The following is a 15,452-nucleotide window of genomic DNA, read 5'->3' on the forward strand; positions in this document are numbered from 1 at the left end:
GGCAGACATGGCACGGAAGGCGAGCACGGCACGCACCATCGCCGTCAGCGGTTCGGCGTCCGGCATCGGCGGGTCCCTCGCCGGGATGCTCCGGGACGCCGGCGAGACCGTCATCGGCATCGACCTGCGCGACGCCGACGTCTGCGCCGACCTCAGCGTCCCCGAGGGCCGGGCGAGCGCGGTCGCGGAGACGCTGGAGAGGGCCGGCGGGCGGCTCGACGCCGTCGTGGCCTGCGCGGGCGTCTCCGACTTCACGGTCATGCCGGTCAAGGTGAACTTCTTCGGCGTCGTCGGGCTGCTGGAGGGCCTGCGCCCCGCGCTCGCCGCGGCCGAGGCGCCGCGCGCCGCCGTGGTCGGCTCGATCTCCGGCACCCACCCGGTGGACGACGACGTCGTCCGCGCCTGCCTGGAGGGCGACGAGCCCGCGGCGATCGCGGCGGCGACGAAGGTCGAGGAGAGCGGCGCCGGCGGCCGGCTGTACCCGTCGTCGAAGTCGGCGCTCGCGCAGTGGCTGCGCCGGGTCTGCACCACCCCCGAGTGGGCGGGCGCGGGCATCCCGCTGAACGCGATCGCGCCGGGCGTCGTGAAGACCCCGATGAGCGCCCCGCTGTTCGAGGACGAGGGCATGTTCGAGATCATGAAGGAGGCCGTCCCGATGCCGCTCAACGGCTTCGCCGGCCCCGAGGTGATCGCGTCGGCCCTGGACTGGCTGATCTCCCCGGCCAACACCCACATGACCGGCCAGGTCATCTACGTGGACGGCGGCGCCGAGGCGACCCTGCGCGACGCGGCGCACTTCTGACCTGCGCGACGCCGCGCACTTCTGACCTGCGCGACGCCGCGCACTTCTGACGGGCACCGGTGGCCGCCCCTCGCGCCGAGGGCGGCCACCGGTGGGTCCGAAGGCGGGGGCGGTCAGTACTTGCTGGTGCCGGTGTTGTCGAGCGCGGCGACGCTGTAGGCCGCGTAGGTCTGGTGCGGGTCGCGGCCCTCGAAGTACGGCGTGATCTGCGCGCCGAACTCCTCGACGGAGAACACGCCCTCGGCGGCGGTGAACTTCTGCTCCACGGTCGGCGCCGCCATCAGCGCGACCATGTCGCCGTACACCACGAACACCTGCCCGGTGATCTTCTCGGACGCGGGGGAGGCCAGGTAGCCGACGAACGTGCCGACCCGCTCGGGCGCCATCACGTCCACGCCGCCGGGCGCGGTGCCCTCGGCGAACGTCGCCTCCGTCATCGCCGTCCGGGCGCGGGGGCAGATCGCGTTGGCGCGCACCCCGTACCGGCCGAGCCCGGCGGACGTCGACAGCGTCAGCGCGACGATGCCGGCCTTGGCGGCGGAGTAGTTCGGCTGGCCCGCCGACCCGAACAGGAACGCCTCCGACGCGGTGTTGATCACGCGCCCGTAGACGGGGCCGCCGGCGGCCTTGCTCGCGGCGCGCCAGTGCACGGCGGCGGCGCGGGACACCGACGCGTGCCCCTTCAGGTGGACGTGGATGACGTCGTCCCAGTCCGACTCGGAGAGGTTGAACAGCATCTTGTCGCGGAGCACGCCCGCGTTGTTGACCAGGACGTCCAGCGAACCGAACGTGTCGACGGCCGCCGCCACCAGAGTGTCGCCCATCGACCAGTCGCCGACGTCGCCCTTCACCGCGACGGCCGCGCCGCCCGCCTTCTTGATCTCGGCGACGACGTCGTCCGCGGCCGGGCCCATGTCGTTGACGACGACGTTGGCGCCCTGCGCGGCCAGGGCGAGGGCCTCGGCGCGGCCCAGCCCGGCGCCCGCGCCGGTGACGATGGCGGTGCGGCCCGCCAGGGAGAGGTCGGCGTTCATCGAAGCCTCCGGGTCGGTGTGTTCGGTTGCCGGTGACGGAGGCTAGTACGAATTCTACTTCTACCCGGGAGCCGGTCCCGCTGAGCGGGTGCCGGAGGTACCCGCCATCGGCGCGACCGCTGAGTGGGACTCTCGTTGCCTCCCGATGAGAACGAATTCTAGTGTGGCGGGCATGACGCTGAACCTGGCGACCCTCTTCGAGGCCGTGGCGGCGGCCGTCCCGGACCGCCGCGCCCTCGTCTGCGGCGACCGCGGGCTGACCTTCGCCGAGCTGGACGCCCGCGCGGACGCGGTGGGCCGCCGGCTGCGCGCGGCGGGCATCGCGCCGGGCGAGCACGTGGGCCTGCACATGCTGAACGGCACCGAGTACGTCGAGACGCTGCTCGGCTGCCTCAAGGCCCGCGCCGTGCCGGTCAACATCAACTACCGGTACACCGACCGCGAGCTGCACTACCTCTACACCAACGCCGAGCTGACCGGCCTGGTCGTGGACGACGCGTTCGCGCCCGCCGCCGCCCGCGTCGCCGGCGACTGCCCGGACCTGCGCGCCGTCACCGTCGTCCGGACCGGCGAGACCGCCGAGAAGCCCGAGTGGCCGGACCGGATCAGCGTCGAGGACTACACCTCCGAGCCCGGCGAGCCCGACCCGTCCCTCCGCGAGGGCCGCAGCGCCGACGACCGCTACGTCCTCTACACGGGCGGCACGACCGGGAACCCCAAGGGCGTCGTCTGGCGGCACGAGGACTTCTACTTCGCCGCGCTGAAGGGCGGGAACCCCTACGGCGACCCGCGCCTCACCGCCGGCGAACTCGCCGAGACCGCGAAGGACGGCTTCGAGCTGAGCTTCCTGCTTACGATGCCGCTCATGCACGGCGCCGCGTCCTACACGCTGCTCATGGCGCTGTTCACCGGCTCCAAGACGATCCTGATGCGGCGCTTCGACCCGGTCGACGCGCTCCGCACGATCGACCGCGAGCAGCCCATGATCGTCGCGGTGGTCGGGGACGCGATCGCGCGCCCGCTCGCCGACGCGATCCGCGCGCACGGCGCCGGCTACGACCTCTCGTCGGTGAAGGTGCTCGGCTCCGGCGGCGCGATCCTGTCGCGCAGCGTCCAGGACGAGTTCGCCGAGCTGATCCCCGGCATCCACATCAACAACGGCTTCGGCGCGTCCGAGTCGGGCGTGGACGGCAACATCAGCGTCGGCGACGACGGCCTGATGCGCCTCGCCGCCGACCCCCGCGTCACCGTCGTGGACGCGGCCATGCGCCCCGTCGCGCCCGGCTCGGACGAGGTCGGGTACGTCGCCCGCTCCGGCAACGTCCCGCTCGGCTACCACAACGACCCGGAGAAGACCGCGAAGACGTTCCCCGTCATCGACGGGAAGCGCTGGTCGATCCTCGGCGACATGGCCCGCGTCGAGGAGGACGGCACCGTCGTCGTCCTCGGCCGCGGGTCCGGCTGCATCAACACCGGCGGCGAGAAGGTCTTCCCCGAAGAGGTCGAGCAGGCGCTCAAGGCGCACCCCGCCGTGATGGACGCCCTCGTCGCCGGCGTCCCCGACGACCGCTTCGGCGAGCGCGTCGCCGCCGTCGTCGAGCTCCGCCCGGATGCGTCCGCCACCGTCGAGGACCTGCGCGCCCACTGCCGCGAGCACCTCGCCGGCTACAAGATCCCCGCGGCGGTCACGTTCACCGACGCGGTCGTCCGCTCCCCGAGCGGGAAGGCCGACTACCGGTGGGCCAAGCGCGTCCTCACCGCGACCGACTGACCCCCGGACCGCCCGACACCGGTCTGACCAGACGGGTCTGATCACACCGGTCTGACCACAGCGGCCCCGGCCCGGCCGGGGCGCCCGCCACGCACTCAAGGAGATCCTCCATGCCCGAGGCCGTCATCGTCGATGCCGTCCGGACGCCGGTCGGCAAGCGTTACGGCGCCCTGTCCGGGCTCCACCCGGCCCAGCTGCTGGGGTTGACGCAGCGCGGGCTGCTCGACCGCGCCGACGTCGATGCGGCCACGGTCGGGCAGGTCGTCGGCGGCTGCGTCACCCAGGCGGGGGAGCAGTCCAACAACGTCACCCGCAACGCGTGGCTGTACGCGGGCCTGCCCTACACGACCGCGTGCACGACCATCGACTGCGCGTGCGGCTCGTCCCAGCAGGCCGTGCACCTGATCGCCGGGCTGATCGCGGCCGGGACGATCCACACCGGCATCGGCTGCGGCGTCGAGGCGATGAGCCGGGTGTTCCTCGGGCAGGCGCTGACCCCGGAGACCGGCAGCCCCGCCCCCGAGGGCTGGGAGATCGACTACCCCGACCAGTTCACCGCCGCCGAGCGCATCGCGAAGAAGCGCGGCGTGACCCGCGAGGCCGCCGACGCGCTCGGCCTGGCCTCGCAGGCCAAGGCGAAGGCGGCCTGGGCGGACGACCGGTTCGCGGGCCAGATCCTCCCGGTCGAGGCGCCCGTCATGACCAGGGAGGGCCCGACCGGGGAGACCGCCGTGGTCACTCGCGACCAGGGGCTCCGCGACACGACCGCCGAAGCGCTGGCCGGGCTGAAGCCGGTGCTGCCGGACGGCATCCACACCGCGGGCAACTCGTCGCAGATCAGCGACGGCGCCGCCGCCGTGCTGCTGATGTCCGCCGACCGGGCCGCCGAGCTGGGCCTGCGCCCCCGCGCCCGGATCGTCGCGTCCGGCATGGTCGGGTCCGACCCGTACTACCACCTGGACGGGCCGATCGAGTCGACGCGGCACGTCCTGGACCGGGCGGGCATGAAGCTGTCCGACATCGACCTCGTCGAGATCAACGAGGCGTTCGCGTCGGTCGTCCTGTCCTGGGCGTCCGTGCTCGACGCGGACATGGACAAGGTCAACGTCAACGGCGGCGCCATCGCACTCGGCCACGCGGTCGGCTCGACCGGCGCCCGCCTCATCACGCAGGCCGTGAACGAGCTGGAACGGTCCGACCGGTCGACCGCCCTCGTCACGATGTGCGCGGGCGGCGCGCACTCCACGGCCACGATCATCGAACGGATCTGAGCAATGACCATCGGGCTGACCGAGGAGCACCGCGACCTGCGCGACGCCGTGCGCGCCTTCACCTCCCGGCAGGTGACGCAGGCCGCGGTCCGCGCCAGTGTGGACGCCGACCGCGCGAAGGCGCCGGAGTTCTGGACCGACCTCGCCGCGCAGGGCCTGCTCGGCCTCCACCTCCCCGAGGAGGCCGGAGGCGCGGGCTACGGCATCGTCGAACTGGCCGTGGTCCTGGAGGAACTGGGCCGCGCCATGACGCCGGGGCCGTTCCTGCCGACCGTCCTGTCGAGCGCCGTCCTGCACCGCGCCGGCCACACCGAGCACCTGCCGTCCCTGGCCGACGGAACGAAGACCGCCGCCCTGGGCCTGGACGCGGGCACCCTCGAACTCACGGGAACCACCCTCACCGGCAGGTCGGGCCCCATCATGGGCGCGCCCCTGGCGGACGTGTTGATCGTCCCGGCCGAACAGGGCGGCGAGACGACCTGGGTCGTCCTCTCCCGAGACGCCGCCGTGGTGGACGAGCACCCGAGCCACGACCTGACCCGCCGCCTGGCCACCGTCGAGGTGACCGGCGCGCCCGTCACCGTCCTGGACATCGACGCGCAGACCGTCCGCGACCTGGCCGCGGTGCTGTTCGCGGCCGAGGCGTCCGGGCTGGCCGACTGGGCGACGGCGACCGCCGCCGACTACGCCAAGGTCCGCGAGCAGTTCGGCCGTCCCATCGGCCAGTTCCAGGGCGTCAAGCACCGCTGCGCCCGCATGCTCGCGCACGCCGAGCAGGCCCGCGCCTGCGCCTGGGACGCGGCCCGCGCCCAGGACGAGCCGGCGTCCGAGGAGGCATCCCTCGCTGCCGCCGTAGCGGGAGCGACCAGCGTCGAAGCGGCGTTCCAGACCGCCAAGGACTGCATCCAGACCCTGGGCGGCATCGGCTTCACCTGGGAGCACGACGCCAGCCTCTACCTGCGCCGCACGCAGACGCTCCGCGTCCTGCTCGGCTCCACGGCGTCCTGGCGCCGCCGCGTCGCCCGGCTCACCCTCGACGGCGTCCGCCGCGAACTGAGCGTCGAACTCCCGCCGGAGGCCGAGGAGATCCGCACCGGCATCCGCGCCGAGCTGGAGCCCGCCAAGGCCCTCACCGGCAAGGAGCGCACCACCTACCTGGCCGACCGCGGCTACACGTCCCCGCACCTCCCGGCCCCCTGGGGCAAGGGCGCGGACGCCGTCACCCAGCTGGTCATCGCCGAGGAGATGCGCGCCGCCGGCCTGCGCGCCCACGACATGATCATCGGCAACTGGGTGGTGCCGACGCTGATCGCGCACGGCTCGCCGGCCCAGCACGAGCGGTTCCTGCCCGGCTCCCTGCGCGGCGACATCCGCTGGTGCCAGCTGTTCTCCGAGCCGGGCGCGGGCTCCGACCTCGCGGCCCTGTCCACCCGCGCGGAGAAGGTCGAGGGCGGCTGGAAGATCACCGGGCAGAAGGTGTGGACGTCCATGGCCCGCGAGGCCGACTGGGGCATCCTGCTCGCGCGCACGGACCCGTCCGTCCCGAAGCACAAGGGCCTGTCGTACTTCCTCCTGGACATGAGGTCCCCGGGGATCGACATCCGCCCGCTCCGCGAGCTGACCGGCGACACCCTCTTCAACGAGGTGTTCCTCGACGGCGTCTTCATCCCGGACGACCTCCTGGTCGCCGGCCCCGGCGACGGCTGGAAGCTCGCCCGCACCACCCTCGCCAACGAGCGCGTGTCGCTGTCCAACGACTCGTCCCTCGGCAGCGGCGGCGAAGCCCTTCTCAAGCTGGCCAAGGACGCCGACGACGAGCGCCTCACCACCCTCGGCGGCATCCTCTGCGACGCCCAGTCCAGCAGCCTGTTCGGCCTGCGCACCACGCTGCGCACGCTCGCGGGCGGCCAGCCGGGCGCCGAGTCGAGCATCGGCAAGCTGATCGGCGTCGAGCACATCCAGCAGGTGTGGGAGACCGCCGTGGACTGGATCGGCCCCGAGGCCCTCACCGGCCGCGGCGAGGGAGGCATGGGCGACCCGACCTGGATGTTCCTGAACTCCCGCAACATGTCGATCGCGGGCGGCACCACCGACGTCCAGCTGAACATCATCGGCGAGCGCATCCTCGGCCTGCCCAGGGACGCCGCATGACGATCGACCTCCCCTCGGGCACCCGGCCCGCCGGAGTGGACGCGGCCGTCGAGGCGGCCCGCCGCGTCATCGACGCCCTCGTCCGCTCCGGCGACATGACGGACGCCGACATGGCGTCCGTCACCGGCCGCCTCAACGCCGTCGCCGACGACCTGGAGGCGACGGCCCCGCTCCTGCGCGACCGCCTGGTCGACATGTGGCGCGGCGACGGCATGACCCGCCACGACCCCGTCACCGGCTCGGAGAACCCGATCGCCCCACCCGTCGCCTACAGCGCCGTCGACTCCCGCACCATCGAGGGCACGGTCACGCTGGGCCTGCCCTACCAGGGGCCGCCGTCCAGCGTCCACGGCGGAGTCTCCGCACTCCTGCTCGACCACACCCTCGGCGTGGCGAACGGCTGGGCGGGCAAGTCAGGGGTGACGGCGGAACTGACCCTCCGCTACCACCACCTGACCCCCCTCTTCGAGCCGCTGACGATCACCGCCCGCCAGACCTCCGTGGACGGCCGCAAGATCCGCACCACCGGCGAGATCAAGGCGGACGGCAGGACCTGCGTCTCCGCCGAGGGACTCTTCATCGCCAAACATCCGCCACGCCCCCGCTGACGGAGGTATCGGGGCATGATGGACATATGAGCGATGACGAGCGGTCCGAGAACACGGATGGCCGTTGGCGGGCCCTGCCGCCGCGCGTCCAGCTGGAGGACACGGTGCCCGGCCAGGAAGTCCCGCCCAAACCCCAGGTGATAGCCGACCCGAGCAGCGCCGAAGTCGACGAGGCGACCCGCTACCCGATCTAACCCTTCCGGAAATCCTCCCCTCCGGCGCGTGCGGGCGGGCTTGTCAATCCGCAAGCGGCTGGTTCGCCGCGCGCAGAGCGTCCCACGCGTCGGCCACGGGGCCGACATGCCGGAGCTTGTCCGGGTTGTTCACCGTGCGGATCGTCTGGATCCGGCCGTCGAGGACGTCCAGCGCCCACGTGCTGAGGACCTTGCCGTCCCGGTCGCGGACGATCGCGCCCGGCTGCCCGTTCACCTCCCGCTGCTCCAGCACGGCGCCGGCCCGGACGAACCGCGAGACGGACCAGGCGAGCGCGTGCGCCACCTTCCCGATGCCGATGATCCGGCTGCCGAGCTGCGGGGCCTTGCCGCCGGCGTCGCCGACCATCTGGACGTCGGCGGCCAGGAGCTCCCGCAGCCCGTCGACGTCCCCTTCCCGGAAGGCGTCGAGGAACCGCGCGGCGAGCTCCGTGCGCTCGGTCCGGTCGGCGGTGAACCGGGTGCGGCCCGCGTCCATGTGGCGGCGGGCCCGGACCGCGAGCTGGCGGCACGCGGCCTCGGAGCGTCCGACGGCCGCCGCGACCTCGTCGAAACCGAACCCGAACACGTCCCGCAGCACGAAGACCGCGCGTTCGAGCGGGCTGAGCCGCTCCAGCAGGAGCAGGGCCGCCATCGACAGCGAGTCGGCCAGTTCCACCGCGCGCTCCGGGTCCTGGTAGGGGTCGGTCAGCAACGGCTCGGGGAACCACGGCCCGGCGTACTCCTCCCGGCGCAGCCGGGCCGACCGCAGCACATCGATCGAGATCCGGGTGACCACCGCCGAGAGGAACGACTTGGTGGACGCGGGCCGGGTCGGGGAGGCCGTGTACCGCAGCCAGGTCTCCTGGACGGCGTCCTCGGCCTCGCTGACGCTGCCCAGGATCCGGTAGGCGATCGAGAACAGCAGCGGCCGCAGCTCCTCGAAGGACTGGTCCTCGCCGCCCGTCACCAGGCCACCGGTCCGTCTTCGGCGAAGAAGCCGGCGGTGGGCCCGTCCGCGTCCAGCGTGGCCAGGCGCACCACGGTCGCGGCGCCCTGCGCGACGGTGAGGAACCCGGTGTGGTTGTTGCTGTCGGTGTCGACGAACCCGGGCGCCACGGCGTTGACGAGGAGGCCGTCCTTCCGCAGCTCGTTGGCGTAGTGCACGGTCAGCGCGTTGAGCGCGGACTTGGACGGCGAGTACGCCGCCGACGGCAGCAGCGCCGCGAAGGGGCCGTCCGGGTCACTGAGCAGGGTCAGCGACGCGGCGTGGCTGCTGACGTTCACGATGCGGGGCGCCGGGGAGCGGCGCAGCAGCGGCAGCATCGCGTTCGTCACCGCGATCACCCCGAACACGTTGGTCTCGAACACGGCCCTGACCATGTCCAGATCGACCGTACTGGGCACCTGGTCGGTGGCGTCCGCCGGGGAGACCTGGCCCGATCCGGTGATCCCCGCGTTGTTGACCAGCACGTCGAGGCGGCCGGAGCGCTCCCCGATCAGGCGCGCGGCCGACGCGGCGGTGGCCGGGTCGGTGACGTCCAGCGCGACCGCGCGCACGTCGCCGCCGCCCGCCTCGCGCAGTGCCGCGGCGGCCTCCTCGCCGCGCCGCGCGTCCCGGGCGCCGAGGAAGACCGTCATGCCCAGCGCGGCGAGCTGCTCGGCCACCCCGCGCCCGATTCCCTTGTTCGCCCCGGTGACCAGCGCGACCTTCCGCTTCCCGACCTGCTCGACCTGCTCGCTCATGGTGTCCCGCTCCTCAGGGTGCTTCTGATGAACCCGTCTTCGAGACCCGAGACGAGACAGCCGCGCCCCCTGTGACACGCCGAGCGGAAAACCCTGCGAAGCGGCCTTCACGAGCCCGAGCCTCCGGGGAAGGGGGCGGGACGGTCGCCGAGGAACTCGTCCAGGAGGACGAAAAGGACCTTGAGCACATGGCGCTCGTCGTCCTCCGGCAGCTCCCAGCTCTGCCACCCACCCGGGAGGGCGATGTGCCGGACCTGCCCCTGCCAGCCGTGGGAGCAGTCCGCGCCCCGCCGGGCGACGAGCCATTCACGCCACCCCTGGAGACCAGGCCCGCCGTGGCGGCGGGCATGCTGGTCATAGCCCTCCAGGAACGCTTCGACCCCGGCGAGGCGCCCGCCGTATACGTACATGCTCGGACGTTTGGCCATGTTGGCGAAGTACTCGCGTTCGTCCACCATGCCGCCAGTCTCCGACACTCTCCGCCAGTGCCCGACACTCTCCGCCAGTGCCCGACACTCCCCGACACTCTCCATCAGCCTCCGGCGCTCCCCGACAGTCTCCGAAGTCGAAGCGGCGATCAGATCAGCTGCCAGCGGCGGGGTCGTGTTCGTAGACGCTGATGTGACGCCAGCTCTCGGACGTGTACGGTTCGCCCTTCCAGCCGCCCCACCGTTCGCGCAGGCGGAGCCCTGCGAGCCGGGCCATCAGGTCGAACTCGGGCGGGTGGGCCAGGCGGAGCCTGATGGGGTCGAAGGTGATGCCCGACGTGCTGATCCGGACATGGTTCTTGTCCAGGATCTGCGTCACGGGGTCGTACCGGCAGACGTCCAGGCCGACGCTCCCGGCGTCGATGCGCTCCGGGTCGACGAACCGGTGGCCGGGACGGGCCGGGGCGGTGGGGACGCGGCATTCGAGGACGAACGCCCCGTCCCCGTCCAGGTGGCGGGCGGCGTTCTGGAAGCAGCGGACCTGGTCGTCCTGGCCGAGGAGGTTGCCGATCGTGTTGAACACCAGGTAGACGAGCCCGTAGGTGCGCCCGGTCGTGACGCGGGACATGTCGCCCATGGTCACGTCGATGCGGTCGCCGTCCGGCTTCGCGCGCAGCCGGTCGACCATGGCCGGCGACTGCTCGATGCCGTCCACCCGGACGCCGGCGGCCCGTGCCAGCGGCAGCGCGATGCGGCCGGTGCCGACGGCGAGTTCCAGGACGGGACGCCCGTCCGCCAGGCCGGCGAGGAACGCGACCGTCTCCCGCTCGTCGCCCCGGGTCTCCTCGGCGTCGTAGTGCGCGGCCACGTCCTCGCCGAAGCTGGTCCGCGGATCGAAGCCCTTCATGTGCGCGTCCTTCCGTTCGGTGCCATGAGGACGAGTCCACGCCGCGCGCCCGCTCCCGCCAATCGATGTAGCGTGGGGCTTAATGATCAGCTTCGAGCTCGGGGTCGAGGACCTCGCGGACACCCGGTTCGCGCTGTCGCCGCTGGACGAGACGTGCCTGAGCCTGCGCGTCCTCCGCGAGCCCGGCCTGCAGACGCTGCACCTGCCATGGCGCCGGGCGGCGCTCGCCCGGCTCGACCCGGACGACGTCCGCCTGCTGATCTCCCTCGTCGGGACGAGACTGGCCATCCCGGACTTCCTGGCGCCGCGCCCCACGACCTTCGCGCCGCGTTTCGAGGACCAGCTGTCCCTCGTCCGGCGGACGCCTCCGGAGAAGGTCCGCAGGGACATGGAGGCGGCCCTCGTCAAGGCGACGCCTCCGGACGACGCCTCGGCCGCCGAGCTCCGCGACGCCGCCTGCGACGTCCTGCTGCGCTACTGGCGGACGGCGGTCGAACCGGTGTGGCCGCAGATGCGGCTGGTGCTGGAGGCCGACATGACGTACCGGGCGCGGCAGTTGGCCGTCGGCGGCGCCCGCCTGCTGTTCGCCGACATGCACCCGAACCTGACCTGGCGGGACGGGGTCCTCTCCATCGACAAGATGATCGGACGGCATCACGTCGCGGCGTCCGGGCGCGGGCTGCTCCTCATGCCGGCGGTGTTCGCCCACAAGCCCGCCCCGCCCGTCCACCCGGACGAGCCGCCCAGCCTGTCCTATCCGTGCCGAGGCGCCGCCACCCTGTGGACACCGGCACCGGCGCCCGACACGGCCGCCCTGTCGGCGCTGCTCGGCGCGCGCCGCGCCGAACTGCTGGCCGTCCTCGACGAGCCCCTGCCCACGATCGAACTCGCGCGCCGCCTGAACGTGACCCCCAGCGCCGTCTCGCAGCACCTGCGGATCCTGCACGACGCGGGGCTGCTCACCCGCGCCCGGGACGGCCGGCACGTCCTGTACCGCCGCAGCGCCCTCGGCGACCGACTCGCGGCCCCGCACCTCGACCGGTGAGGACGAGCCGTCGCGGGGGAGTCAGTACTGGAAGTCGCGCGGCCGCTGCTGGAGGCTGACCCAGTGGTTCGTCGTGAACTCGTCCACGACCCAGTCGCCGCCGAAGCGCCCCAGCCCGGACGCCTTCTCGCCGCCGAACGCGATATGGACGTCGTCGTTCACGGTGGTGTCGTCGATGTGGGTCATCCCCGCCCGCACCCGGAGCGCGAAGTTCAGGCCCCGGTCCCGGTCGCCGGAGTAGACGCCGCTCGACAGCCCGTACTCGGTGTCGTTCGCCAGCCGAAGGGCGTGGTCCTCGTCGTCCGCCTTGACGATGGTGGCGACCGGCCCGAAGACCTCCTCGGCCGCGGTGGCCACCGTGTTGTCGCCGATGAGCACCTGCGGCGGGAGCACCTGCCCCGTGGGCCCCACCGGGTCACCGCCCAGCAGCAGCTCCGCGCCGTCCTCGACCGCCCGCGACACCTTCTCGCGGATCGAGTCGAGCTGCTTGGCGTTGATGACCGGCCCCAGCTGCGTCCCGTCGTCGCGCGGGTCGCCGTAGCGCAGTGACGCCGCGGCGGAGACGAACAGGTCGACGAAGGCGTCGTGGACGGACGCGTCCACGATGATCCGGTTGGTCGCCATGCACACCTGGCCCATGTGGAAGTAGCTCCCGTACAGGGCGCCCGCCACGGCCTGGTCGAGGTCGGCGTCGTCCAGCACCACCAGTGGGCCGTTGCCGCCCAGTTCGAGCGCGAGCCTCTTCAGCCCGGCCTTCGCGGCGATGCCCCGCCCGACCGGCGTCGACCCGGTGAAGGAGATCACCCGCGGGACCTCGTGCTCCACGATCGCGTCGCCGATGTCGCCGCCCTTGCCGATGAGCACGCTCAGCAGGCCCGGCGGCAGCCCCGCCTCCTCGTAGACCTTGGCCAGGAACAGCCCGCCGGTGACCGGGGTGTCGCCCGCCGGCTTCAGCACGACCGCGTTGCCGAGCGCCAGCGCCGGCGCCACGGAGCGGTTCGACAGCTGGACGGGGAAGTTCCACGGGCTGATCACCGCCACCACGCCCGCCGCCTGCCGGTAGACGCGGTTCTCCTTGTCCGGGATGTCGGAGCCCGTGCCCATGAACGTGTTGATCCGGTCGGCCTGCTCGGCGGCCCGCTCCGTGACGGCGCGCACCAGCGCCAGCTCCATCCCGGCCCGGCCCCGCGTCGCCCCGGCCTCGCGCTGCAGCCAGTCGACCAGCTCGCCCTCCCGGTCGGCGAGGACGCGCGCCGCGTTCGCCATCACCTCGGCGCGCTCGGCGGCGGGCCGCGCCGCCCAGTCCGGTTGCGCGTCGCGCGCCGCCCGGTACGCCTCGTCGAGGTCGTCCGCGCCGGCCAGGGGGATCTCCGTCAGCACGTCCCCGGTGTAGGGGTCGGTGTCCTCCCGGCTGCCGCCCGCCCGGCCGGCCCGCCACTCGCCCGCGATGGGCATCCGGTCGAACCCCGTGTAGACGTCGAGCATCGTTCCCCCCGCCATGGTGTGCCTCCTCGCATCGGCCAACGGTCCTTCTGCCCTTGCCCGGACGGGCCCGTCCACACCGCCCGCCCGGCAAAAACACCCCCTCATCCCCGAGATGTCACATTCCGGGCGGCTATCCCGTCCGCACGGTGAAGCCACGGAAAGAGCCCAGTTGGAGGAATCATGAGCGCGCCCATCCTGGTCACCGGCGGAACCGGGACGATCGGACGGCAGGTCGTCCCGCTGCTGCGCGGCGCCGGCGCCGACCTCCGGGTGCTCAGCCGGCAGACCCGCGAGCCCGCCGACGGCATCGAGTACGTGACCGGCGACCTGTTCAAGGACGAGGGCGTCGAGGCCGCCCTGGACGGGGTCGAGACCGTCCTGCACCTCGCCGGCGGCAACAAGGGCGACGAGGTCGTCGCGCGCAACCTCACGCGGGCCGCGGCGAAGGCGGGCGTGCAGCACCTGGTGCTGATCTCGGTGATCGGCGCCGACCGGGTCCCGCTCGCCTGGATGCGGACCCAGGTGGCGACCGAGCAGGCCGTCGTGGACTCGGGCGTCCCCTACACGATCCTGCGCGCCGCCCAGTTCCACGACCTGGTGCTGAAGGTCGTGGAGAGCATGGCCAAGCTGCCGGTCGTCCCGGTCCCGGGCGGGCTGCGGTTCCAGCCGGTCGACACGCGGGACGTCGCCCCGCGGCTCGTCGAGCTGGCGCTCGGCGCCCCGGCGGGACGCGTCCCCGACCTGGCCGGGCCCAAGGTGTACGGGCTGGGCGAACTCGTCCGCGGGTACCTGGAGGTGCGCGGCAAGCGCCGGATGACGATGCCCGTCCGCATCCCGGGCAAGGCCGGGCGCGCCTACCGCGCCGCCGACAACCTCACCCTGGAGGGCGCCGACCACGGCACCCGCACCTGGGAGGACTTCCTGGACGAGCGCCTCGGCCAGACCGGCAAGCCCCTCACCGGTGCCCGAGCAAGCTGAGCGCGCCCAGCGAGACCGCGCCGACCAGCACCGTCGACAGGAGGCCGAGGAGGAGGCCGCGCCGTCCCGTCCGCAGCAGCGCGCCGACGCGGACGGACGTCCCCAGCCCGAACATCGCCGCCGCGAGCAGCACCGTGGAGACCTCCTTGGCCCCCGTCACGACCGCGCCGGGCACGACACCGGCGCTGCGCACCAGCAGCAGCACCAGGAACCCGGCGACGAACAGCGGCACGATGGGCGGACGCCTCCCGTCCACGGCGCCCCCGGCGCGGCGCTCGATGACGCCCATCCCCGCCACCATGGGCGCGAGCAGCACCACCCGGGTCAGCTTCACGATCACGGCGGCGCCCACGGCCGCCGCACCGGCGGGGGACGCGGCCGCGACGACCTGCGCGACCTCGTGGACGCTCAGCCCCGCCCACATGCCGACGGTCTCCGGGTCCAGCCCCAGCACGTGCGAGCCCAGGAACGGGACGACGGCGATGGCGGCGCTGCCGTAGATCGTCACGAGCGTGACGGCGGTCGCGACGTCCTCCTTCTCGCTGCGGGCGACGCCGTCCATCGCGACGATCGCCGACGCCCCGCAGATCGAGAAACCGGTGGCGACCATCAGCCCCAGGCCGCGGGACACGCCGGTCAGCCGGGCGAGGGCGAGCGTCCCGGTGAACGCGAGCAGCACGGTGGCGACGACCACGGTGAGCATGCCCGGCCCGAGCCGCAGCACCTCCGCGAGGCTGAGCTGGAGGCCGAGGAACACCACCCCGGCGCGGAGCAGCGCGCGGGTCGCCCACCGCAGGCCATGCGCGGTCACCGCGGGCAGCGCCCCGCCGACCAGCACCCCGGCGAGCACCGCGACGGTGAGCGCGCTCAGCGCGGGGACGAGCCGGTTGACCGCCATCGCCACGCCCGCGCCGCCCGCCGCCACCGCCAGGCCCGGCGCCGTCCGCTCCCACCACGACCGTGCCCGCCCGGTGCGGACCGCTTCCAGAACGCTCATGGATCCGAGGCTTCCGCGCACCCGGCCGTCCCGGTACC

At 73.2% G+C, this 15,452-nt stretch carries 15 protein-coding genes; 8 read left to right on the forward strand and 7 right to left on the reverse strand.

Going from position 1 to position 15,452, the window contains the following annotated elements; translation table 11 throughout:
* Nucleotides 1–7 precede the first annotated feature (7 nt).
* A complete protein-coding gene (locus AB0K34_RS02735) occupies nt 8–802 on the forward strand; it encodes an SDR family oxidoreductase (RefSeq protein WP_138638315.1) in 795 nt (264 codons plus the stop codon).
* A 113-nt stretch (nt 803–915) separates the two neighbouring features.
* Here the strand turns inward: AB0K34_RS02735 and AB0K34_RS02740 are convergent, their stop codons facing one another.
* Nucleotides 916–1,836, reverse strand: a complete 921-nt coding sequence (locus tag AB0K34_RS02740) for an SDR family NAD(P)-dependent oxidoreductase (protein ID WP_138638314.1) — start codon at nt 1,834–1,836, stop codon at nt 916–918.
* Nucleotides 1,837–2,008: 172 nt separating this feature from the next.
* Here AB0K34_RS02740 and AB0K34_RS02745 point away from each other — a divergent pair, with 172 nt between their 5' ends.
* The 5 genes from AB0K34_RS02745 (at nt 2,009) to AB0K34_RS02765 (ending at nt 7,831) form a co-directional block, all read left to right on the forward strand.
* Nucleotides 2,009–3,607 (forward strand): acyl-CoA synthetase, encoded by a 1,599-nt coding sequence (locus tag AB0K34_RS02745; protein ID WP_138638313.1) that lies wholly within the window; start codon nt 2,009–2,011, stop codon nt 3,605–3,607.
* A gap of 110 nt (nt 3,608–3,717) precedes the next feature.
* Nucleotides 3,718–4,878 (forward strand): steroid 3-ketoacyl-CoA thiolase, encoded by a 1,161-nt coding sequence (locus AB0K34_RS02750; RefSeq protein ID WP_138638312.1) that lies wholly within the window; start codon nt 3,718–3,720, stop codon nt 4,876–4,878.
* A gap of 3 nt (nt 4,879–4,881) precedes the next feature.
* Complete coding sequence (locus AB0K34_RS02755) at nt 4,882–7,029, forward strand: acyl-CoA dehydrogenase (protein WP_138638311.1); 2,148 nt, start codon at nt 4,882–4,884, stop codon at nt 7,027–7,029.
* Nucleotides 7,026–7,637 carry a PaaI family thioesterase gene (locus AB0K34_RS02760; protein WP_138638310.1) on the forward strand — a complete coding sequence of 204 codons (612 nt, stop codon included), beginning with the start codon at nt 7,026–7,028 and terminating at the stop codon, nt 7,635–7,637. Before AB0K34_RS02755 ends, AB0K34_RS02760 begins: the two co-directional genes overlap by 4 nt.
* Before the next feature lie 26 nt (nt 7,638–7,663).
* Nucleotides 7,664–7,831 carry a hypothetical protein gene (locus AB0K34_RS02765; RefSeq protein WP_171069162.1) on the forward strand — a complete coding sequence of 56 codons (168 nt, stop codon included), beginning with the start codon at nt 7,664–7,666 and terminating at the stop codon, nt 7,829–7,831.
* Between the two features lie 43 nt (nt 7,832–7,874).
* Here the strand turns inward: AB0K34_RS02765 and AB0K34_RS02770 are convergent, their stop codons facing one another.
* The 4 genes from AB0K34_RS02770 to AB0K34_RS02785 all read right to left on the reverse strand — a co-directional run bounded on the left by AB0K34_RS02770 (nt 7,875) and on the right by AB0K34_RS02785 (nt 10,909).
* The gene (locus AB0K34_RS02770) at nt 7,875–8,798 is read right to left on the reverse strand and encodes an RNA polymerase sigma-70 factor (RefSeq protein WP_138638309.1); all 924 of its coding nucleotides are present in this window, start codon (nt 8,796–8,798) and stop codon (nt 7,875–7,877) included.
* On the reverse strand, nt 8,795–9,574 hold the full coding sequence (locus AB0K34_RS02775; RefSeq protein WP_138638308.1) for an SDR family NAD(P)-dependent oxidoreductase: 780 nt from the start codon (nt 9,572–9,574) through the stop codon (nt 8,795–8,797). The genes AB0K34_RS02770 and AB0K34_RS02775 overlap by 4 nt, the downstream gene beginning before the upstream one ends.
* Nucleotides 9,575–9,681: 107 nt before the next feature.
* Entirely contained in the window at nt 9,682–10,032 is a 351-nt protein-coding gene (locus AB0K34_RS02780) for a hypothetical protein (RefSeq protein ID WP_138638307.1), read from the reverse strand.
* Between the two features lie 124 nt (nt 10,033–10,156).
* On the reverse strand, nt 10,157–10,909 hold the full coding sequence (locus AB0K34_RS02785; protein WP_138638306.1) for a class I SAM-dependent methyltransferase: 753 nt from the start codon (nt 10,907–10,909) through the stop codon (nt 10,157–10,159).
* Between the two features lie 82 nt (nt 10,910–10,991).
* On the opposite strand from AB0K34_RS02785, the gene AB0K34_RS02790 reads away from it, so the two are divergent.
* Nucleotides 10,992–11,954 (forward strand): ArsR family transcriptional regulator, encoded by a 963-nt coding sequence (locus AB0K34_RS02790; protein ID WP_301174694.1) that lies wholly within the window; start codon nt 10,992–10,994, stop codon nt 11,952–11,954.
* Nucleotides 11,955–11,975: 21 nt separating this feature from the next.
* On the opposite strand, the gene AB0K34_RS02795 is transcribed toward AB0K34_RS02790, so the two are convergent.
* On the reverse strand, nt 11,976–13,454 hold the full coding sequence (locus tag AB0K34_RS02795; RefSeq protein WP_301174693.1) for an aldehyde dehydrogenase family protein: 1,479 nt from the start codon (nt 13,452–13,454) through the stop codon (nt 11,976–11,978).
* A gap of 165 nt (nt 13,455–13,619) precedes the next feature.
* On the opposite strand from AB0K34_RS02795, the gene AB0K34_RS02800 reads away from it, so the two are divergent.
* Nucleotides 13,620–14,417 carry an NAD(P)H-binding protein gene (locus AB0K34_RS02800; RefSeq protein WP_138638303.1) on the forward strand — a complete coding sequence of 266 codons (798 nt, stop codon included), beginning with the start codon at nt 13,620–13,622 and terminating at the stop codon, nt 14,415–14,417.
* Here the strand turns inward: AB0K34_RS02800 and AB0K34_RS02805 are convergent.
* Nucleotides 14,395–15,414 (reverse strand): putative sulfate exporter family transporter, encoded by a 1,020-nt coding sequence (locus AB0K34_RS02805; RefSeq protein WP_138638302.1) that lies wholly within the window; start codon nt 15,412–15,414, stop codon nt 14,395–14,397. The genes AB0K34_RS02800 and AB0K34_RS02805 overlap by 23 nt on opposite strands.
* Between the last annotated feature and the right edge of the window lie 38 nt (nt 15,415–15,452).

The organism is Actinomadura sp. NPDC049382, from assembly GCF_040677125.1.
Taxonomy (GTDB): domain Bacteria; phylum Actinomycetota; class Actinomycetes; order Streptosporangiales; family Streptosporangiaceae; genus Spirillospora; species Spirillospora geliboluensis.

Excerpts from the sequence above, each read along its gene's own strand:
- AB0K34_RS02735 (WP_138638315.1), top strand. The coding sequence starts at position 8 with ATGGCACGGAAGGCGAGCACGGCACGCACCATCGCCGTCAGCGGTTCG.
- AB0K34_RS02740 (WP_138638314.1), bottom strand. The coding sequence starts at position 1,836 with ATGAACGCCGACCTCTCCCTGGCGGGCCGCACCGCCATCGTCACCGGC.
- AB0K34_RS02745 (WP_138638313.1), top strand. The coding sequence starts at position 2,009 with ATGACGCTGAACCTGGCGACCCTCTTCGAGGCCGTGGCGGCGGCCGTC.
- AB0K34_RS02750 (WP_138638312.1), top strand. The coding sequence starts at position 3,718 with ATGCCCGAGGCCGTCATCGTCGATGCCGTCCGGACGCCGGTCGGCAAG.
- AB0K34_RS02755 (WP_138638311.1), top strand. The coding sequence starts at position 4,882 with ATGACCATCGGGCTGACCGAGGAGCACCGCGACCTGCGCGACGCCGTG.
- AB0K34_RS02760 (WP_138638310.1), top strand. The coding sequence starts at position 7,026 with ATGACGATCGACCTCCCCTCGGGCACCCGGCCCGCCGGAGTGGACGCG.
- AB0K34_RS02765 (WP_171069162.1), top strand. The coding sequence starts at position 7,664 with ATGAGCGATGACGAGCGGTCCGAGAACACGGATGGCCGTTGGCGGGCC.
- AB0K34_RS02775 (WP_138638308.1), bottom strand. The coding sequence starts at position 9,574 with ATGAGCGAGCAGGTCGAGCAGGTCGGGAAGCGGAAGGTCGCGCTGGTC.
- AB0K34_RS02780 (WP_138638307.1), bottom strand. The coding sequence starts at position 10,032 with ATGGTGGACGAACGCGAGTACTTCGCCAACATGGCCAAACGTCCGAGC.
- AB0K34_RS02785 (WP_138638306.1), bottom strand. The coding sequence starts at position 10,909 with ATGAAGGGCTTCGATCCGCGGACCAGCTTCGGCGAGGACGTGGCCGCG.
- AB0K34_RS02790 (WP_301174694.1), top strand. The coding sequence starts at position 10,992 with ATGATCAGCTTCGAGCTCGGGGTCGAGGACCTCGCGGACACCCGGTTC.
- AB0K34_RS02795 (WP_301174693.1), bottom strand. The coding sequence starts at position 13,454 with ATGGCGGGGGGAACGATGCTCGACGTCTACACGGGGTTCGACCGGATG.
- AB0K34_RS02800 (WP_138638303.1), top strand. The coding sequence starts at position 13,620 with ATGAGCGCGCCCATCCTGGTCACCGGCGGAACCGGGACGATCGGACGG.
- AB0K34_RS02805 (WP_138638302.1), bottom strand. The coding sequence starts at position 15,414 with ATGAGCGTTCTGGAAGCGGTCCGCACCGGGCGGGCACGGTCGTGGTGG.